This is a genomic window from Priestia sp. RMT2NF4 (genome assembly GCF_047872835.1).
In the GTDB taxonomy this organism is placed as follows: domain Bacteria; phylum Bacillota; class Bacilli; order Bacillales; family Bacillaceae_H; genus Priestia; species Priestia zanthoxyli.
Genome location: NZ_JBLQZO010000003.1, coordinates 235,913 through 253,566, shown reverse-complemented (window position 1 = coordinate 253,566; position 17,654 = coordinate 235,913). Strand labels below are relative to the sequence as shown.

20 protein-coding genes are annotated in these 17,654 nt (G+C 37.5%); 9 read left to right on the top strand and 11 right to left on the bottom strand.

All coding sequences use genetic code 11. The features are described 5' to 3' along the window. The first annotated feature begins 224 nt into the window (after positions 1-224). From ACMX9J_RS14805 to ACMX9J_RS14780, 6 genes are all read left to right on the top strand, one after another. Positions 225-407: a YolD-like family protein gene (locus tag ACMX9J_RS14805; RefSeq protein WP_013081871.1), complete on the top strand. Its 183-nt coding sequence runs from the start codon at positions 225-227 to the stop codon at positions 405-407. A gap of 148 nt (positions 408-555) precedes the next feature. After that, positions 556-774, top strand: coding sequence for a helix-turn-helix transcriptional regulator (locus ACMX9J_RS14800; RefSeq protein ID WP_013081870.1), 219 nt, complete (start codon positions 556-558; stop codon positions 772-774). Next, entirely contained in the window at positions 764-1,234 is a 471-nt protein-coding gene (locus tag ACMX9J_RS14795) for an MFS transporter (RefSeq protein ID WP_416225908.1), read from the top strand. The genes ACMX9J_RS14800 and ACMX9J_RS14795 overlap by 11 nt, the downstream gene beginning before the upstream one ends. A gap of 214 nt (positions 1,235-1,448) precedes the next feature. Continuing rightward, positions 1,449-1,907 carry a hypothetical protein gene (locus ACMX9J_RS14790; RefSeq protein ID WP_416225907.1) on the top strand — a complete coding sequence of 153 codons (459 nt, stop codon included), beginning with the start codon at positions 1,449-1,451 and terminating at the stop codon, positions 1,905-1,907. Positions 1,908-1,919: 12 nt separating this feature from the next. Then, positions 1,920-2,843 (top strand): FAD:protein FMN transferase, encoded by a 924-nt coding sequence (locus tag ACMX9J_RS14785; protein WP_416225906.1) that lies wholly within the window; start codon positions 1,920-1,922, stop codon positions 2,841-2,843. Next, positions 2,818-3,396, top strand: coding sequence for a ferric reductase-like transmembrane domain-containing protein (locus ACMX9J_RS14780; RefSeq protein ID WP_416225905.1), 579 nt, complete (start codon positions 2,818-2,820; stop codon positions 3,394-3,396). Before ACMX9J_RS14785 ends, ACMX9J_RS14780 begins: the two co-directional genes overlap by 26 nt. Before the next feature lie 33 nt (positions 3,397-3,429). On the opposite strand, the gene gdh is transcribed toward ACMX9J_RS14780, so the two are convergent. The 4 genes from gdh to ACMX9J_RS14760 form a co-directional block, all read right to left on the bottom strand. Continuing rightward, the gene (gdh, locus tag ACMX9J_RS14775; RefSeq protein WP_033578120.1) at positions 3,430-4,215 is read right to left on the bottom strand and encodes a glucose 1-dehydrogenase; all 786 of its coding nucleotides are present in this window, start codon (positions 4,213-4,215) and stop codon (positions 3,430-3,432) included. Positions 4,216-4,232: 17 nt separating this feature from the next. After that, the gene (locus ACMX9J_RS14770; protein ID WP_098113702.1) at positions 4,233-5,093 is read right to left on the bottom strand and encodes a RhaT/GlcU family sugar-proton symporter; all 861 of its coding nucleotides are present in this window, start codon (positions 5,091-5,093) and stop codon (positions 4,233-4,235) included. A 219-nt stretch (positions 5,094-5,312) separates the two neighbouring features. Continuing rightward, a complete protein-coding gene (locus tag ACMX9J_RS14765; RefSeq protein ID WP_416225904.1) occupies positions 5,313-5,999 on the bottom strand; it encodes a response regulator in 687 nt (228 codons plus the stop codon). A 12-nt stretch (positions 6,000-6,011) separates the two neighbouring features. Then, on the bottom strand, positions 6,012-7,580 hold the full coding sequence (locus tag ACMX9J_RS14760) for an ATP-binding protein (protein ID WP_098113700.1): 1,569 nt from the start codon (positions 7,578-7,580) through the stop codon (positions 6,012-6,014). A gap of 108 nt (positions 7,581-7,688) precedes the next feature. On the opposite strand from ACMX9J_RS14760, the gene ACMX9J_RS14755 reads away from it, so the two are divergent. After that, the gene (locus ACMX9J_RS14755) at positions 7,689-8,747 is read left to right on the top strand and encodes a DctP family TRAP transporter solute-binding subunit (RefSeq protein ID WP_033578117.1); all 1,059 of its coding nucleotides are present in this window, start codon (positions 7,689-7,691) and stop codon (positions 8,745-8,747) included. A 145-nt stretch (positions 8,748-8,892) separates the two neighbouring features. Beyond that, positions 8,893-10,161, top strand: a complete 1,269-nt coding sequence (locus tag ACMX9J_RS14750; protein WP_013055541.1) for a dicarboxylate/amino acid:cation symporter — start codon at positions 8,893-8,895, stop codon at positions 10,159-10,161. Positions 10,162-10,235: 74 nt separating this feature from the next. Here ACMX9J_RS14750 and ACMX9J_RS14745 read toward each other — a convergent pair whose 3' ends face one another. Together ACMX9J_RS14745 and ACMX9J_RS14740 are read right to left on the bottom strand one after the other, a co-directional pair. Then, positions 10,236-10,373 (bottom strand): hypothetical protein, encoded by a 138-nt coding sequence (locus ACMX9J_RS14745; protein ID WP_165635495.1) that lies wholly within the window; start codon positions 10,371-10,373, stop codon positions 10,236-10,238. A 130-nt stretch (positions 10,374-10,503) separates the two neighbouring features. Then, positions 10,504-11,169 carry a TerC family protein gene (locus ACMX9J_RS14740; protein WP_028412106.1) on the bottom strand — a complete coding sequence of 222 codons (666 nt, stop codon included), beginning with the start codon at positions 11,167-11,169 and terminating at the stop codon, positions 10,504-10,506. Positions 11,170-11,545: 376 nt separating this feature from the next. On the opposite strand from ACMX9J_RS14740, the gene ACMX9J_RS14735 reads away from it, so the two are divergent. Further along, the gene (locus ACMX9J_RS14735; RefSeq protein WP_013081858.1) at positions 11,546-11,728 is read left to right on the top strand and encodes a YolD-like family protein; all 183 of its coding nucleotides are present in this window, start codon (positions 11,546-11,548) and stop codon (positions 11,726-11,728) included. Positions 11,729-11,807: 79 nt separating this feature from the next. Here ACMX9J_RS14735 and bioA read toward each other — a convergent pair whose 3' ends face one another. From bioA to ACMX9J_RS14710, 5 genes are all read right to left on the bottom strand, one after another. Then, positions 11,808-13,181 carry an adenosylmethionine--8-amino-7-oxononanoate transaminase gene (gene bioA / locus ACMX9J_RS14730; protein ID WP_028412105.1) on the bottom strand — a complete coding sequence of 458 codons (1,374 nt, stop codon included), beginning with the start codon at positions 13,179-13,181 and terminating at the stop codon, positions 11,808-11,810. Beyond that, positions 13,162-13,884 (bottom strand): dethiobiotin synthase, encoded by a 723-nt coding sequence (gene bioD, locus ACMX9J_RS14725; RefSeq protein ID WP_416225903.1) that lies wholly within the window; start codon positions 13,882-13,884, stop codon positions 13,162-13,164. The genes bioA and bioD overlap by 20 nt, the downstream gene beginning before the upstream one ends. Positions 13,885-13,915: 31 nt before the next feature. Beyond that, complete coding sequence (locus ACMX9J_RS14720; protein WP_033578115.1) at positions 13,916-14,479, bottom strand: biotin transporter BioY; 564 nt, start codon at positions 14,477-14,479, stop codon at positions 13,916-13,918. Between the two features lie 137 nt (positions 14,480-14,616). Continuing rightward, positions 14,617-16,053 (bottom strand): amino acid permease, encoded by a 1,437-nt coding sequence (locus tag ACMX9J_RS14715; protein WP_013055535.1) that lies wholly within the window; start codon positions 16,051-16,053, stop codon positions 14,617-14,619. A gap of 314 nt (positions 16,054-16,367) precedes the next feature. Next, positions 16,368-17,561 carry a NupC/NupG family nucleoside CNT transporter gene (locus ACMX9J_RS14710; RefSeq protein ID WP_028412102.1) on the bottom strand — a complete coding sequence of 398 codons (1,194 nt, stop codon included), beginning with the start codon at positions 17,559-17,561 and terminating at the stop codon, positions 16,368-16,370. Between the last annotated feature and the right edge of the window lie 93 nt (positions 17,562-17,654).

Below are 17,654 nucleotides of genomic sequence, written 5' to 3'. Positions count from 1 at the left end.
AAACTAAAATCACCTTTTTTATCATAAAACCCCTCCTCTCCTCATATACTGTATTCTGTTGCAACACCCGCACTGCAAACTTGTGCATTTTTTCACAATTTATCTACAAACTATTCTCATCTTGCTGTATAATAATAATTCTGCCTTGAGCATTCTCCAAATTCTTATGCTTAAGCCACAGCTTTCTTTTCATAACAGATGCACACATGAAAGGAGATGAATAAATGATTTTAAAAGCGTTAAAGAAAAACAAACATGTAACCGTGAATTATTACGAAAATGGCCTGCTTCAAACCTTCAAAGGAAAAATCCAAAATTTAAACCTAACCGACCAAACCCTCTCCCTACGAGATGAAAAACAAAACATTTTTTCCATTCGTTTGTCTGGCATTAAAGAAATTTATTAACAAAAAAGATCCTGAAGAATTCTTCTAGGATCTTTTTTGTATTTTTTATCCATTATATATTGAAAAATCATCCAATTGATGTTAAATTAACTTTACATAATGTTAAATCAACTTAACAAATTTATTAAAAAGGCAGCGGGTGATCATATTGACTCTTATTAATCACGTAAAAGAGCTTAGAGCTAAACATGGATATACGCAAGGAGATTTAGCTGAAAAAGTTGGAGCCACTCGCCAAACCATTGCAGCTATTGAAAAGGGAAATTACGTTCCTTCCCTACTACTTGGTTTAACAATTTGTGATGTCTTTCAATTAAAAATGGAAGATGTTTTTACACTTCAAAAGGAGGAGAAAAATGTTGAGTAATGTTATTAAATCTTATTTGTTGAATGTAGTGTCTCTGCTATGCGTAGGTTGGTTTTTATATGATTTTTTAAGCCTAAATATTCAATTTAGTGAAGTTATGAACCACCCTGAACCCCCGTGGGAAATTACCATGTCTATAGACTCTTTCGCTTCTTTAATTGTGCTTTTAATCGTGTCCTTTTTTTACTACCGAGCGCGTAAAAAGACGAAGAACGTTTCGCCTTTATTATTTCCTTTTGAATTTGCAGAGGAAGATGAACGTGAAAAGATGATAACAGCAGAAGCTTGTAAAAAAGCCTTTGTTTTTCTTCTATTTTCTATTCCTATAGGCGCTATCTTAATCGCTTTTTATCCGCTGTTACCTAATTCTTTTAGCTTCTATCCCATTGCCGTTCTTTTGCTTCTTTCTCTTGTACAGTTAACGGTTTATTACGTATCGATTAGTAAGATTTATCGCTGAATAAAAAAGGGTTGTTCTAAAAAGAACAACCCTTTTTTATTCTAATAATTCATTGAATTCCCCACAAAAATAATCCAACCTACATCTATTTCACTATTTTTTCATTTTTTCTGTCTATATTGAACTATAACAATTGAACGATGTATGTTACCTTCCACTTCAGTTTTTCTTCAGTGTTCAGTTGCAAAATAGGAAAGATAAAAGGAGCATATCAATGGCAACTAATAAATGGACAAAATGGATGGTTGGTTTATCGAGCGTTGCTGCATTTACAACATTTGTAGGGCTTTCTCAAAAATATGATCAAACAAATTCAACATCTACAGCACTAAATAACGATACATCCGCCAATAATTCATCGCAAACTCAAACGGAAGATGAGACGGATCTATTTCCAGATTCAGGATCTGACTCCAATACGGACAATGGAACTAACGGGCAAGATCAATGGTCAAATGACAGTTCTAGCAAACAAAGTGATCAATGGTCAGACGATAATTCAAGCAGTGAAGATGATCAGTGGTCAGACGATAATTCAAGCAGTGAAGATGATCAGTGGTCAGACGATGATTCGAGTAATCAGCAAGATCAGTGGTCAAATGATGATTCCACAAGTGGTCAGGATAATTGGGGCAACAATAATGATTCTTCTATGCAAACAAGACCTTCTTAAGGATGTGATGAAATGAGCTACTCATTTAAAGCGATGAATACCACATTTAATGTATATCAGCTTGAAACACCTGTCAGCCAAAAAGTAGAGAGCTGGTGTTATCTTGTAGAAGAAACCCTAAGCCGCTTTCTTCCAACAAGCGAGCTTTCACAGCTTAATTCGCTGAACGGAAGATTATTTCTACCGTCAAAAATGCTGTATGAAGCTGTAAAAGCAGCCTATTACTATTACAATGAGACAAACGGAATTTTCAACCCATTTCTGTATCATTCTATTCAAACTCTAGGATATGACCAAAGCTTTGAACAACTGCCTAACAATCAGCTACCTCAAGAAGTAGCAGCTTTTGATGCTGTTAACCCTATTATGATTCATAAAGGAATGAGAAGTATTCAGCTTGCTTCTAGTATCGGTCTGGATTTAGGAGGAATCGCAAAAGGTTGGAGCATTCAGCAAATGGCGAATCAATTAAAGAAAAAAGGAACTTCACTTGGAGCAATCGATGGAGGCGGAGATATTGTAACGTGGGGGCCCGCTAGCAAGCACTGGTCCATTTCTCTCTCTCATCCATTTGATGCATCAAAAAATCTCACGACCATTAAAGTAAAAAGCAACAGCGGTATTGCCACAAGCAGTGTAGGCAAGCGTTCGTGGAAAGTGAACGGACACACTCACCATCATATTATTGACGGCAGAATCAGCAAGCCTAGTTCATCAGAGCTTCTGCAAGTAACGGTCGTTTCAGAAGACTTAACCATTTCTGAAGTCTATGCAAAGTGCATACTTATTCTCGGCTGGGACGCTGGATTAAGGTTAGCTAAAATGCATCACCCTTCTTTAGAAGTAATTGCGGTTACAAAAGAAGGCAACGTACTAATCGAAAAACATGTGAAAGGTCAGGTATACCATTATGGCTACTCTCCTCGCGCAATTTAGTGCTCATTTTCCCGTATGGAACACCATTCGGGCAGCCGGCTTAACTTCTTATTTACTAATGTTTGTATCGGTTGCCGCTGGCATTTCTCACAGCTTTTCGTTTTTTAAACCAAAACGAAAAAAACAGCTTTTGCTGGTTCATCAATCATCAGGGTGGTTCGGGTTATTATTTGGAATGATTCACGGACTTGTTTTATCATTTGATCAATCTATTCATTTTTCACTTTCTGACATTTTAATTCCGTTCACTTCCGATTACAAACCAATTAGCACAGGTCTTGGTACTATTTCACTCTACATTTTATTCGTACTAATTAGTACATCCGACTTTATAAAACAGCTTGGGAGAAAAACATGGAAAGCCATTCATTTTCTTGCTTTTCCAGGCTATTTGCTAGCACTGTATCACGGCATTACTTCTGGAACAGATACACAGCAGCCGCTTATTCTCGGGATGTACAGCATCACTGGCTGCATCGTTTTAATTTTGCTTTTTTTGCGAATTCAACACCAGTCAGCTCCTAAGAACCCAAAAAAAGCTCAGGAAAACTAAAAAAACGCACTCTATCATAGAGTGCGTTTTTTCTTATCCGCGTCCTGCTTGGAATGATGGGTACTGTGTCATACCGCCGTCAGCAAAGAGCGTAATTCCTGTTACATAACTCGCCTCTGAAGAAGCTAGCCATGCAGCAACTGCTGCAATTTCTTCCGGCTCTCCGATGTATCCCATTGGAATCATGCTTTCTACATCTGCACGCTGCTCAGGATCAGCAAATTTCTCAGCGTTAATCGGTGTATTAATCGCTCCTGGTCCAATGTTATTTACACGAATACCTTTTGGAGCGTATTCTAATGCCAGTGTTTCAGTCATAAGCTTCATACCGCCTTTACTTGCTGCATAATGAACAAATAATGGCCAAGGAATTTTCTCGTGAACACTCGACATGTTAATAACTGTTCCCTTAATATCATTTTCCACAAAATATTTAATCGCTTCACGGCTGCCTAAAAAAGCTCCCGTTAAGTTCGTATCAATGACTTTATTCCAATCGCTTAAAGACATTTCATGAGATGAAACCGGATTTTCTAACCCTGCGTTGTTAATCATAACGTCTAGCTTTCCAAACTCTTTAATAGCAGATTGAACTAAATTGATAACGTCAGACTCAACTGTTACATCACCTTTGACAGCAATTGCTTCTCCGCCAACTTTTTTAATTTCTTCTAAAACGCTGTTAGCCTCGTCTTCCTTAGAACGATAGTTCACAACTACTTTGGCTTTTTCTGTCGCAAAACGAATCGCCATTGATTTTCCCAAACCTGTAGATGAACCTGTTATGACCACTACTTTTCCTTCTAAATCTTTATACATTGTTAATACCCTCCTAGTTAGCTTTTGGCGAGCCCTAACATGACTCCTGCTATGATGATCAGTATAATTCCAATAATAATCCCAACTAACTGACGCTTCGTTTTCTTCTCACCTAAAATAATGATCCCGCCTAGTGTTGAAATGACGATTCCCATTTGAGAAAGCGAAAAGCTTGTCGCTACGCCTACTTTAGGTTGCGAGATGAATAAAAACATATTACCAGCGGCCCAAATAAGACCTGGGATAATGTTGCGAATTGCATATTTATTAAATGGCTTATGCTTAAACGTCAGCAATACTCCTCCAATAACCATACCAATTGCTTGAGGTAATAAAGCCGACCATCCGTCTACATTAAATAGACGGGCTACTACAACATAAACTAAATAACCAACGGTTGAAATTAATAAAATAACAATTCCTTTTTTGAAGTTTCCTTTTCCTTCTTCAGCCTCTTTCTCTTCTTTGCTTTGAAGTGATGTTAAAACAATCCCTACAATAATAAAGATAAGAGCGAGCACACCAAGAATAATTGAAGTTTTTGTAGACCACTCGTGAAACACAATTACTCCAAATAATGAAGTGGAAACTAACTGAAGCCCAGTTGAAATAGGCATCGTTTTAGAAACTCCGATTAAATCAATACTTTTCAGCTGATTACTTTGTCCAACTGCCCAAAATAATCCCGATACAACTCCAACGCCAAAGATTAAAGGTGTAAGCGTAGGGTGTACAAAAATATAAATACCGATAGAGAAAATCAAAGCTCCCAACGTGGTTCCAAGCGTTTGGCTATAAGGTCCTCCGCCTAGTTTCACATTGAAAAGCACAATGCTTCCCCAAAATATGGCTGGTAAGACAGCTAAAAATATGTCCATGTTTCAAAACCTTCCTGTGCTAAAATTAAATGTCAAAATGCATATTCCCCAATTTTTCCGCCATTAATCCTTTTTCAGGGACATTTTATGAATTAATGACCGCACGAAGTATTCTTTGGATAGCGAAAACTGTATACCTTAATTTGTTCTAGGAGAGAAAAAGATATACTTTCTAACGCAAAAAAACAGCTTTTCCAAATAAAAGCTGTTCTGTATGATTTAATTTATTTTTAACATATAGCGATTAATAGGTCTCCCCACTCTGCCGTATTCAACTGATAATTTCAGCTCGTTTTCCTGTTCTAAAAACTCTAAATACCTTCTTGCCGTAACACGCGCAATTCCTACGCCGTCCGCCACTTCTTCAGCAGAAATCGGATGCCTCTGTTCGGAAAGATATTGTTGTATCCTCCTTAACGTAACCGCATTTAGCCCTTTTGGAAGAAAATCGGCCTTTTCTTCGAATTGCTGAAACAGCATAGAATCTAATTCAGACTGAGTAATATATTCTTTTTGACTTATTTTAACTTGAAACGAACGATACTGCTCAAGCGCTTGCTTCATTCGTTCAAACTTGAACGGTTTCATAATATAATCCACCGCGCCGTACTGAAGAACTTTTCGTACGGTTTCAATATCACTTGCAGCCGTAACTGCTATCACGTCTGTTTTATAGCCATTTGCTCGAATTTGCTGTAAGGTGGTTAGGCCATCTTGACTAGGCATATACATATCAATAATCGTTAAATCAGGCTGATGCTGTTTAATGAGCTGTATACCTTCTAAACCATTCGAAGCTGCAGCGATAACGATGAATCCTTCAACTTGTTCAATAAATTGGCGGTTCACTTCTTGTACCATAGGATCGTCTTCTATGAGAAGCACCGTCCATTCTTTTTTATTCATTTCCCACTCCCCCTATAAAAAGAATGTAATGATAAAAGTCGTGCCAACATCTAATTCTGACTCTACTTCGATCTGACCGTTTCCTTTTTCAACAATTTGTTTTACTAAATGCAAACCAATTCCTCTAGTTTCCTTTGCTTTGGTTGAAAAACCTTCATCAAAGATTCTCTCTGCTTGATCCTCATTCATGCCACATCCGTTATCTTCAACTAATATAGAAAGAATGCCGTCATTTTGTTCCATACTTATATAGACCTTCCGTTCACGACGCTCCATATGATGATACGAATCAAAAGCGTTCTCAATTAAGTTACCAATAATAATCACAAAATCATGATGATCTAAGTAAGGAGGAAATGAGTGAAGCTCGCTGTGGCGATCGATAGCTAACTCAATTCCAAGTTCTTTGGCACGGCTGACTTTGCTTAACAGCAATCCCGATATACTTTCATCTTTAATATGTTTATGAAGAAACTGGGTGAGCTCTTCTTGCTGTTCAGACACTTGAAAAACGTACTGAAGAGCCTTGTCTTTATTTCCAAGTTGGATAAGCCCTGCAATGGTATGAAGTTTATTCATGTATTCATGGTTTTGAACTCTAAGAGCGCTTACAAATGATTTAACCCCTGTTAACTCTTCAGCTAATTTTTTAACTTCTGTTCTGTCTTGAAAAATAGCGACCGCACCGACTGTGTGATTATTAACCTTAATCGGCACACGATTGCTTAAAATATTTAAATTGCGAACTTGAAGCTCTCGATTATAAACAGGCTGATTAAGCTGCAGAATTTCTGGCAGTCTTGTATCTGGAATCACATCATAGATCTTTTTCCCAATTACCTCATCGGGTACATCCATCATAATTTTCGCTTTATGATTAAAAATAGTGATGTTCTCCTCTTTATCAATGGCAATGACTCCTTCATGCATGGCATTAAAAGTCTCCGTTCGTTCTACAAACAAACGAGCAATTTCATGAGGCTCAAGCTCAAACATCTCTTTTTTAATACGAGATGCAAGCGCCCACGCTCCCCATCCTCCAAAAAAAAGAGCGAGACCTGAGATGAGAAAAATTTCTTTTTTCAAACTTAAAATAACCTCTGTAAATTTCGGAAGAAGGTAGCCTGAGACAACGACTCCTACTTGTTCATGCTGATCGTTTACAACGGGAACAAAAGAACGAATGACCATCCCGCCTTCTCCTTTTGCTTTATCAGTATAAGTATGTTCTGCAAACGCCTGGCCCTCGTCCTCTCCTTTAGAAATTTTCCCAATCATGCTTTGCAAAGGATGAGACAAACGTTCGTGATTCATATTCATCACCACTACATAATAAGCACCGTGAATAATGCGAATCGGCTCTACAATTTGATTAATGTTCTTGCTATCTTTTTCAATTTTTTCTCGAATTTCAGGCATTTCAGCAACTGTTCTCGAAGTGATCAAAGCCCTTTGCTCTAAATCATTTTCTTTTGACTGCACAAAATTATTAATCACGACAATACTTGCTAAAAACAACGAAAAGACCACGATAAAAAAGATTAGCCCCGTCATTTTCGTTTGCATCGATAAGCGCATCATAGCGGAACACCTACTGCTGATTGAAGTTTATTTTAATTTTACCACGTTGAGAAATTGCGTGTTAGAATATTTGTAGAGAAAAATTATTGAATCGCGGGGTTGGACATTTTGAAGATGTTTATAGGGGCAAGTATCATTGTTAGCGTTTTCTTGATGATCTATGTTTTTTTGCAGTATACGGTTATAAATCAGGATAATGTGTATCATGACGATGAGCAAAAAGGATTAAATAAGCAAATTGTGATTAATTTTAGCCACGTTGTAGCTGAGAACACTCCAAAAGGCTTAGCCGCTCAAAAATTCGCTGAAATCGTTAATCAAAAATCGGATGGTAAAGTTAAAATTGAAGTATATTCAAACGGTGTGTTGTATTCAGACGACGAAGAACTTGCCGCTCTGCGCCGAAACGATGTACAAATGATTGCGCCTTCTATTTCAAAGCTAACCGACCTTTCCCCTACGTGGCAACTTTTTGATCTCCCCTTCATTTTCGATGATTACAGCGAGGCAAAACAAGTGTTTACCGGGAAAATCGGACAGGATTTGTTGAGTACGCTGCAAGAGAAAAACATTAAAGGGCTTGCTTTATGGAGCAACGGCTTTAAACAAATGACCAGCAATACAAAACCTTTGCTCCATCCAGCAGATTTTCAAGGTCAAACATTTCGCATTATGCCAAGTGAAGTAATCAAAAAACAATTCGAACTTCTTGGCGCTAAGCCTCAGGCTGTCTCGTTTAATAAAGTATATCAATCCCTTGAACGACAGGAATTTGATGGACAGGAAAATACGATTTCTAATATTTATTCAAAACGTTTGTACGAGCTGCAAAAATATATGACCATCAGCAACCATGGATACTTGGGCTATGCTGTTTTAATGGATCAAAAATATTGGGACAGCCTCCCTGAAGATGTAAAACAACTATTAAGTGATGCCATGGTAGAAACAACGAACTGGATTTGGACTCAATCAAAAATGATGAACGATGAACAGCTGCAGCAAATAAAAAATAAATCTGGCATGCGCGTTTATTACTTAAATGATACACAGAAAGCCGAATGGAAAAAGCAGTTTAACTCTCTTTATCAATCGTTTGAAGCCAATGCAACAAAACAAACGCTTGATATCATTCAGCAAATAAAAAATATCGAAAGCAAAAAGTGATGACTATATGTTCATCACTTTTTTTGACCAAAATGACCAAAAAGAACATTATCACCAGAAATATAAATAGTTAAAATTATCAGTTAATATAAGGATAAGAATAATGTAAGCGTTAACAAAAACATTCTCGAAAGGAGCATTACATATGAAATTAAGTTTTAAAAACCTAACCGTTCAAGTTGTCATTGGTATCCTTCTTGGTATTGCAATTGGCTTTATGTTTCCTGAATTTGGAGCTAAATTAAAAGTATTGGCTGATATCTTCATTAAATTAATTAAGATGGTGATTGCCCCAATTATTTTCTTAACAGTGGTCATCGGTATCGGAAGCATGGGAGATTTAAAGAAAGTGGGACGAATTGGAGGTAAAGCTCTTTTATACTTTGAGATTGTCACTACTTTTGCCTTAGCAATTGGAATTATCGTTGTAAACTTTATCAAGCCTGGGGCTGGCTTTAATATCAATGGCGCAAGCGGAGCTGATGTTACTCAATATACGCAGCAAGCAGCTGAAGCGGAGCATGGCTTTATGGAGTTTATCATGGGAATTATTCCAGACAGCGTATTTGGCGCAATGGCAAATGGTGAATTATTGCCAATCTTATTCTTTGCCGTACTATTTGGAATGGCTACAGCTACACTCGGCGAAAAAGCGGCTCCTGTCATTACATTCTTTGAACGCTGTACAGATATTTTCTTTGGCATTGTTAATATGATTATGAAACTTTCACCTATTGCGGCGTTCGGAGCGATGGCTTATACGATCGGTAACTTTGGAATAGGCTCTCTTCAAAAACTCGGTTTCTTAATGGGATCTGTTTACATTACTATGTTCTTATTTATTGTATTTGTACTTGGAACCATCGCTAAGATTTATGGATTTAATATTTTTAAATTCATTGCTTTTATTAAAGAAGAAATTCTACTTGTATTAGGTACGTCTTCTTCGGAATCTGCACTGCCAAAAATGATGGACAAAATGGAGAAGTACGGATGTTCAAAATCTGTAGTAGGACTTGTCATTCCAACTGGTTACTCATTTAACCTAGATGGAACAGCAATCTACTTATCCATGGCTGCTATCTTTATCGCTCAAGCGTATGGAGTCGACTTGTCGTTAATGCAAGAGATTACGCTACTTGGTATTTTAATGCTAACGTCTAAAGGAGCGGCCGGAGTTACTGGCTCTGGATTTATTACACTAGCAGCTACGCTTGCTGCATTCCCAATGATTCCAGTTGAAGGAATCGCGCTGTTAATCGGGGTAGACCGCTTCATGTCGGAAGCTCGTGCCATTACAAACTTAATTGGAAATGGTGTAGCAACTGTAGTTGTATCGAAAATGGAAAATGAATTTCATCCTCCTGTAGAGACGATACAAGACGTTAATTCCGCACCTCCATTAGCTAAATAATAAAAAAGAAGTTGAGACATAGCCAAATGAATCCAATCTAAAGACGAATAAATGGGATACATGAGCTGAACCGCTTATGACACCGCAGTTGATTTCCGTACAAGACTTCGCTTTCCGCGGGCGGCCGATGAGCTTCCTCGTCGCGTACGCTCCTGCGGGGTCTCATCTGTTCCGCTTTTCCCGCAGGAGTCTTCGCCTTTTCCTCCAATCAACTTCTAGAAGGATCTAAACAAATGAAGCCTACGTTCACCACAACAAAAAAAAGAACCACCAATCAAAATTGATTAGTGGTTCTTTTTTCATTTCATCTTAAATACTTTTGTCCCAGCCTCTTTTTTAGGATTAATGCGTTTCTTTTTTAGAACGTCCGCTAAGTTTCCCAACAACAACAACTAAAATAGCTAACAAAATAGGAACAATTGTATGCAAATGCGGATTTAACCCTTCTAATACATGTCCTACCGCTTTGTCTTTAAAGATCATTTCACCAGCAGTATAGCCAAGAAGCGCTGCTCCGGCAATGATGATAATCGGGAATTTTTCCATGATTTTCATTAAAAGCTGACTTCCCCAAATGATTAACGGAATGCTGATAACAAGACCAAGGATAATGAGTAGAATACTGCCGTTGGCCGCACCCGCAACCGCTACTACGTTATCTAAACTCATAACAAGATCCGCTATAATAATTGTTTTAATAGCACCTGCTAGAGTTGAATTCGCTTTAATATCTCCGTCATCTTCCCCTTTTAAAAGACTAATCGCAATCCATAGAAGCAGCAGGCCTCCGATGAAATTTAAAAATGGGATTGTTAATAAATATACAGCGACAAACGTTAGCCCTACACGTAATACAACCGCTCCTAATGTACCGAAAACAACCGCTTTGTTTCGATGCTCGTCCGGAAGATTCCGACAAGCTAAAGCAATCACGACTGCGTTATCGCCACTCAGTACAATGTTAATGAGTAAAATTTCTAAAAGATTTAAAATAAAACTCTGATCCATACAAAAACTCCTTGATTGATTTTTATTAGTCTATTTCTCTATCTCTTATTTCATTACTAGAAATAGAGAACTAAAACTCTATCAATATAACCCGTTCTTACCCTTTAATGAAAAGAAGTAGTTATTTCACTAACAGTATTTTATCACTAAAAAGAAATTTGAAATAGGTATTTGTAAAGGAAAAGTCAGTTCATTACAATAAATCAAACCTTATTCTTTATCTTTCATCTGTTTTTCACCATCATTCTCTACTATTAGTAGCAGGAGAGCATTTATAAAAAATAGAGTAATTTTTATAAATAATACAAGCCTCCTATGCTTCTTCATTATTTTGTAGTTTTTCGTCAACTGCGATATAAGAAGGGAGAAAACAGGTATGATTTTAAAAGCATTAAAAACGAATAAATTACTAACTATTAACTATCAAAACAACGGTTTTGTTCAAACGGTCAAAGGTTATATTCAAAACTTAAACTTGCTCGAACAAACTCTTCTATTAAAAGATGAAAATCAGCATGTGCGATCACTGCGACTATCAAGTATTAAAAACATTTATTGATTGAAAAAAGATCCGAACGATAAATCGTTCGGATCTTTTTTCAATTAAATAAAATATTTTTGTCTTAGTCTCTTTTTATTTAACTCACTGTATAGCGTGCGATTACTTCTTTAATTGATTCATATACAATTTCAACCATTGTTTTTAATTCTTCGTCCGTCATTGAAAGAATAGGCATCATCGTAATTACAGGACCTAGCTCTCTGATAATTAAACCTTTTTGGCGAGCCGCTAAAATAATATCTCCCATCACTTTTTTATCTTCAAAAATAGACTTTGTTTGGCGGTCTTTGACAACCTCGATTCCTGCCATTAATCCTCTTTGTCTAATGTCTCCCACGTTAGGCAGTTCATAAAGCTTTAATAGATAACGTTTAAAAACTTTCGACCTTTCTTTTACACTACGGATTAACTCTCTTTCTTCTATCAGTTCAATATTTCTAAGCGCTACTGTACAGGCCAATTGATTTCCCGTATACGTATGTCCATGAAAGAACGTTTTATTTTCATCTGGATGAGCTAAAAAAGCATTAAATATCTGTTCGCTTGTTAACGTAGCAGCAAGCGGCATATATCCTCCTGTGATCCCTTTTCCTACACACATAATGTCTGGTACTACGTCTTCTTGTTCACATGCAAACATCGTTCCTGTTCGCCCGAATCCGACAGCTACTTCATCACAAATGAGCAATACCCCGTACGCTTTGCACAGACGCTCTACTTGTTTTAAAAAACCGGGAGGATGAGTAATAATACCCGCTGCTCCTTGCACAAGCGGTTCAATAATCAAGCCGGCTACTTCTTCTCCGTTGTTCTGCAAGAGCTTCTCCAGCTGGTGAATACAGTAAGCTGAAGCTTGCTCTTCGGTTTCGAACCCGTCCATACGGTAGATGTAAGGAGAAGGTGTGGGAATGCGTTCAAACAGTAAAGGCTTAAAGATGCGATGAAATAAATCCATGCCTCCTACACTGACTGCCCCGATTGTATCTCCGTGATATGCCTCATTCAATGAGATAAATTTACTTTTGTTTTTGTACTTTGCAGAGTCGAGATTTTGCCAATATTGATAGGCAATTTTCAACGCAATTTCAACAGCGGCAGAGCCTGTATCAGAATAGAATACTTTCGATAAGCTGCCAGGAGTAATTTCCGCTAGCTTTTTAGCTAACAAAATGGATGGAACGTTTGCCGATCCAAGCAGTGTAGAATGCGCTAATTTCTCCACTTGTATATGTAAAGCTGTATTTAATTCCGGATCATTATGTCCATGCACGTTCACCCATAGAGAAGCGTATCCATCTAAATATTTGTTTCCCGCTACGTCATACAAATAGCTTCCCTCTCCTCTTTCAATGATAAGGGGATTCGATTCACGGTAAGCTTTCATTTGTGTAAAGGGATGCCATACATATTCTTTATCCCATTTTTCCAGCTCAGCTTTTTGATACGACACAGTCAAACACCTCCTCAATATGTTGAATCACACTTTTTTGCCTCACCAATTTCTCAATATATGCTTCTAACTCTTCATCGATATGAGTAAATACAGGTACAGTCATTAAAGAAGAGACTTGAAGCAGCTTTTCAATCGTTCGAACATTGTCTTTATGAATGATACTGCTGTGATTAAAACGATTAAAAATGAGTCCGTTGATTTTAAGATGATGCTCACTTGCATATGAAAAGGTAGAAAGCGCATCGTGAATAGCTCCTAATTCCGTTGTTCCAACAGCAATAACCGGCATTTGTGCATCTAGGATCAAATCTTTTGTCATATAAAACGTTGTTTCCTCTTCAATTAAAGGTACGGCAAGTCCTCCCGCTCCTTCCACGAGTACTACGTCAAATGCCTTTTTTAATTCATTAATGCGCTTTAAGACGATTGAAGGCTCTACTTGCCTATTGCTCAGTTTAATAGCCAAGTGAGGAGACGTCTCTGGCTTTAACTGATAAATACCTGTATTTGCTACTCCGAGCCTTGTTTCAAACAAGTGAATATCTGGATAACCTCCGATTTCATCTTGGTAGCCGGTTTGAAACGGTTTACAAATTGTCGTTTTTATTCCTAGACGGCTAAGTACTTTATACAAAATGCTTGTCACCAGCGTTTTACCAATATCTGTTCCAGTTCCCGTAATAAAATACGCTTTGCCCACTTTCTTTCCTCCTCTTTTTTCTATGTCTTCATTACCCCGCTTTAGCCCGCTTTGATGATAAACGGCTAAATTGAGGCTTCATTCGGTGAATCAGCACTGAACATAAAATGCACAATAAAAGATCTCCAGGCATTGGCAAAACAGCTCCAAAAAGAAGTGTATCACTCAGTGAAAGTGGCTTTTCAATTATCCATTTCATTGCTCCGTAAAGCCAAACGCACCCGAATACGTACACAATAACCAATGTAGATAAGTTGGCTAAAAAGATAGAAAAAGGTTTCTTTAAGTCATATTTTTGAATAAGGTAGCCGTTCATAAATGACCCTGCAGCATAGCCAATTAAATAGCCAAACGTTGGTTTGAAGATATACCCTAAACCTCCTCCTTCTGCAAAAACCGGAACACCGATTAACCCAATACCTATGTAGCATAGCTGACTATACAAACCTAAACGCGGTCCTAACAGCGCCCCGGCTAAATAGACAGGAACAATTTGAAGAGTAAACGGTATGTAGGGAATAGGAATTTTTATAAATGCACCAATCGCCGTTAAAGCAGCAAATAAAGAAACATACGCCATTGTTCTCGTTTTCATGTTCACCCTCCTTTCTCTGTTCGCTGCTTTAAGTTTGCAATAATCTCTTTTTATTTGTCAACTTAATTTTAATTTAAGTTTACAAATAAAATATAAAAAAAGACGCAAAAACCTGGGCTTTTGCGTCTTTTTGATTTTTATAAAATTACCTTTTTGTCGTCTTTAAGCTGCACTTCTTGACGGCTGATAGATAAATCAACTTTCTTTTTTACACGTGCATGATAATAAGCATAAAACAGCAGCGCTAGTGGAATACCGACATACAGTGCCATTCGCTGCTCTGCATCAAATGCCATGCTTCCAAGTACAATCGTATTTAATACTAATGCGATTAAAGGTAATACCGGGTAAAGAGGGACTTTGAATTTTAAATCCTCGATTTGCCCTCCTTGATTTATATATCTTTTTCTAAATGCAAGCAGTGATGCAGCGATTGTAATCCAGCCAATTTGTGCACCTAAACCCGCTGCAGAAATAAGCCATACAAATACTGTTTCTTGAGCAAAGAATCCTGAAAGCAAAGATAAAAGTGCAATGCCTAATGTTAAAAGCAAGGCGTTCATCGGCACACCGCGTTTATTTACTTTCATGAAAGCTGAACTTGCCATGTTATCTTTTGACAATGAATACAGCATACGCGTTGCTGCATAAAGACCTGAGTTAGCTACAGATAACAGTGCCGTTAGGATAACAAAGTTCATAATGTCCGCTGCGTATGGGATACCAATTTGGTCAAATACAACAACAAATGGACTTTCAACTACGCCTGCTTTTTCAAGCGGAATCATCCCCGCTAAGACAGCTACAGCTAGTACAAAAAATACAAGCGTTCTCCATACCGTTTGTTTAATGGCTCTTGGTACAGTCTTGTCTGGGTTTTCACTTTCCCCAGCAGCTACACCGATAAGCTCCGTACCTTGAAATGAGAAGTTAACTGTAATCATCGTAATCAGCACGGCACTAATTCCGTGAGGGAACACGCCGTGAGCCGTATAGTTAGAGAAAAGCGGCGCGCTGTCTCCATTGCTTAATGGAAGAAAACCAAACATAGCAGCTCCACCAAGTACGATAAATAAAATAATAGCTAACACTTTAATGCTGGCGAACCAAAACTCCGCTTCACCAAACGCTTTAGCTGACAGTGCATTTAATGAAAATAATAAAAGCGCAAATATAGCACACCAGATCCATACAGGAGAATCAGGAAACCATCTTTGCATAAGCTGACCTGCTGACAAAAATTCTAATGCAACCGTTACAGCCCAGCCCAACCAATATAACCATCCAAAAGCAAAACCAACGCCAGGGCCAATAAATTTTGTTGTATATGTCTGAAACGAACCAGAAACTGGCATTGCTACTGCAAGTTCCCCTAAGCAAAGCATTGTTAAGTACATAATGAAGCCACCTACGATAAACGAAAGGATAGCTCCAATCGCCCCTGCTTGGCTAATCGTGTATCCTGTTCCTAAAAAGAAACCTGTACCGATAACCCCGCCGAGCGAAATCATAAACAAATGTCTGCTTTTCATCGTCTTTTTTAATTCATTTGTTTGCTGTTGTCCTTCTATCATATTAACGACATTTCCTTTCAACCTATTTATTACGAGATATTACCTAGAAAAAAATTAATAAACCTTTGTTTTCTATGCATATTTACTTACATATTTATGCGGTGTTCTCAATTTAAATGAAACAGCCTTTTGTAATCTTAACATAATGCTCACTAGATTTAAAATGTTTTTCTGCAAAAGTAAAATGAATTTTTCTTGAATAGTGTGATTTCCTTTTACTGTTGATATTCATAAGCGTTTTTCTTCAAATGAATAGATGATACAACAAGAAAAAAGCTGTGCTTTCGAAGACGAAAGCACAGCTTTTTCACTTTTTACCAAACAAACAATCCAACAATCATAGCACTTAATAAAGAAACAGCGATACCGCTCACAAGCAGTTTCCATACGTTTTTTCCAATAATCGTTGATTTACCTTCTGATAACGTAGAATTATACGTACCATAAATCATACCCACCGTACTGAAGTTAGCAAAAGATGTTAAGAATGTTGTAGCAACTGCAATCGTATGCGGTGGAAGTGTATCTAGATTTTTCTTCAAATCCATCATCGCCACGAATTCATTTGTTGCTAGCTTGATACCCATCAGCTGAGCTACGTACATGGCATCATGTCCCGTTAGCCCTAGTAAGAATGCAAATGGACTAAAGATGTAAGAGAAAATCTTTTGTACAGTCAAGCCGTCTACAATAACGCCTAAAATACCGTTAAGCGCAGATGTAAGAGCTACATATCCAATAACCATCGCTAAAATAACAATTACCATGTTCATTCCGACTAACATACTGTTTGAAATGGTAGAGAAAAAGTCTTTTTTCTCTGACTTTGGCGGTACGTAAATCATATCTTCTTCTTTTGTAACATGAACTGGATTCAATAAGCTCACTAAAATAAGCGCGTTTAAACAGTTCAGTGGAATTGCCGTAAACACGTACGTAGCGGGAACCATCGTTAAATAAGCACCGATAATAGATCCGCTAATACTGCTCATACTCATAATTCCAAACGTAAGCAAACGGTTGTCCTTTAACACAGAAAGCTGATTACGAATAACTGCTAATGCTTCCGTATTTCCTAAGAACATCATTTGGATAGCGAAAAAGCTTTCTAATTTAGGCAAGCGAGAAACTTTCGAAATGACCCAGCCTACTTTATCAATAATCCACGTTAAAATACCAAAGTAAGATAAAATATCAAAGAACGTCACGACAAAGATGATAGGCAGTAATGCACTGAAGAAAAAGTCAACCGTTTGATTTCCCATTACGGATGGAAACGCAAAGGCAATTCCATCGTTGGCACAGGAAATCAGCCAAGTAAAGAACGAAGCAATCTTATTAATGATCCATGTTCCGATTGAAGTTCCTAACATAAACCAAGTAATGAGGACTTCAACGACTAATAGTGAAGCAATCGGACGCCACTTTATTTCTTTCTTTTTAGGAGAACATAAGAAGACGACGCCCATTACTACAAAAACGCCTAATAAATTTAATAAAAAGTACATGCAAGCCACTCCCAGGTGTGTATTTGAAAAACAAAAAAAGCTCTTACTTTTCATAAATTCTGACAATAACAGAAAGTATGAAAAGTAAGAGCT

Excerpts from the sequence above, each read along its gene's own strand:
- ACMX9J_RS14805 (WP_013081871.1), top strand. The coding sequence starts at position 225 with ATGATTTTAAAAGCGTTAAAGAAAAACAAACATGTAACCGTGAATTAT.
- ACMX9J_RS14795 (WP_416225908.1), top strand. The coding sequence starts at position 764 with ATGTTGAGTAATGTTATTAAATCTTATTTGTTGAATGTAGTGTCTCTG.
- ACMX9J_RS14790 (WP_416225907.1), top strand. The coding sequence starts at position 1,449 with ATGGCAACTAATAAATGGACAAAATGGATGGTTGGTTTATCGAGCGTT.
- ACMX9J_RS14785 (WP_416225906.1), top strand. The coding sequence starts at position 1,920 with ATGAGCTACTCATTTAAAGCGATGAATACCACATTTAATGTATATCAG.
- ACMX9J_RS14780 (WP_416225905.1), top strand. The coding sequence starts at position 2,818 with ATGGCTACTCTCCTCGCGCAATTTAGTGCTCATTTTCCCGTATGGAAC.
- gdh (WP_033578120.1), bottom strand. The coding sequence starts at position 4,215 with ATGTATAAAGATTTAGAAGGAAAAGTAGTGGTCATAACAGGTTCATCT.
- ACMX9J_RS14770 (WP_098113702.1), bottom strand. The coding sequence starts at position 5,093 with ATGGACATATTTTTAGCTGTCTTACCAGCCATATTTTGGGGAAGCATT.
- ACMX9J_RS14765 (WP_416225904.1), bottom strand. The coding sequence starts at position 5,999 with ATGAATAAAAAAGAATGGACGGTGCTTCTCATAGAAGACGATCCTATG.
- ACMX9J_RS14760 (WP_098113700.1), bottom strand. The coding sequence starts at position 7,580 with ATGATGCGCTTATCGATGCAAACGAAAATGACGGGGCTAATCTTTTTT.
- ACMX9J_RS14750 (WP_013055541.1), top strand. The coding sequence starts at position 8,893 with ATGAAATTAAGTTTTAAAAACCTAACCGTTCAAGTTGTCATTGGTATC.
- ACMX9J_RS14740 (WP_028412106.1), bottom strand. The coding sequence starts at position 11,169 with ATGGATCAGAGTTTTATTTTAAATCTTTTAGAAATTTTACTCATTAAC.
- ACMX9J_RS14735 (WP_013081858.1), top strand. The coding sequence starts at position 11,546 with ATGATTTTAAAAGCATTAAAAACGAATAAATTACTAACTATTAACTAT.
- ACMX9J_RS14720 (WP_033578115.1), bottom strand. The coding sequence starts at position 14,479 with ATGAAAACGAGAACAATGGCGTATGTTTCTTTATTTGCTGCTTTAACG.
- ACMX9J_RS14715 (WP_013055535.1), bottom strand. The coding sequence starts at position 16,053 with ATGATAGAAGGACAACAGCAAACAAATGAATTAAAAAAGACGATGAAA.
- ACMX9J_RS14710 (WP_028412102.1), bottom strand. The coding sequence starts at position 17,561 with ATGTACTTTTTATTAAATTTATTAGGCGTTTTTGTAGTAATGGGCGTC.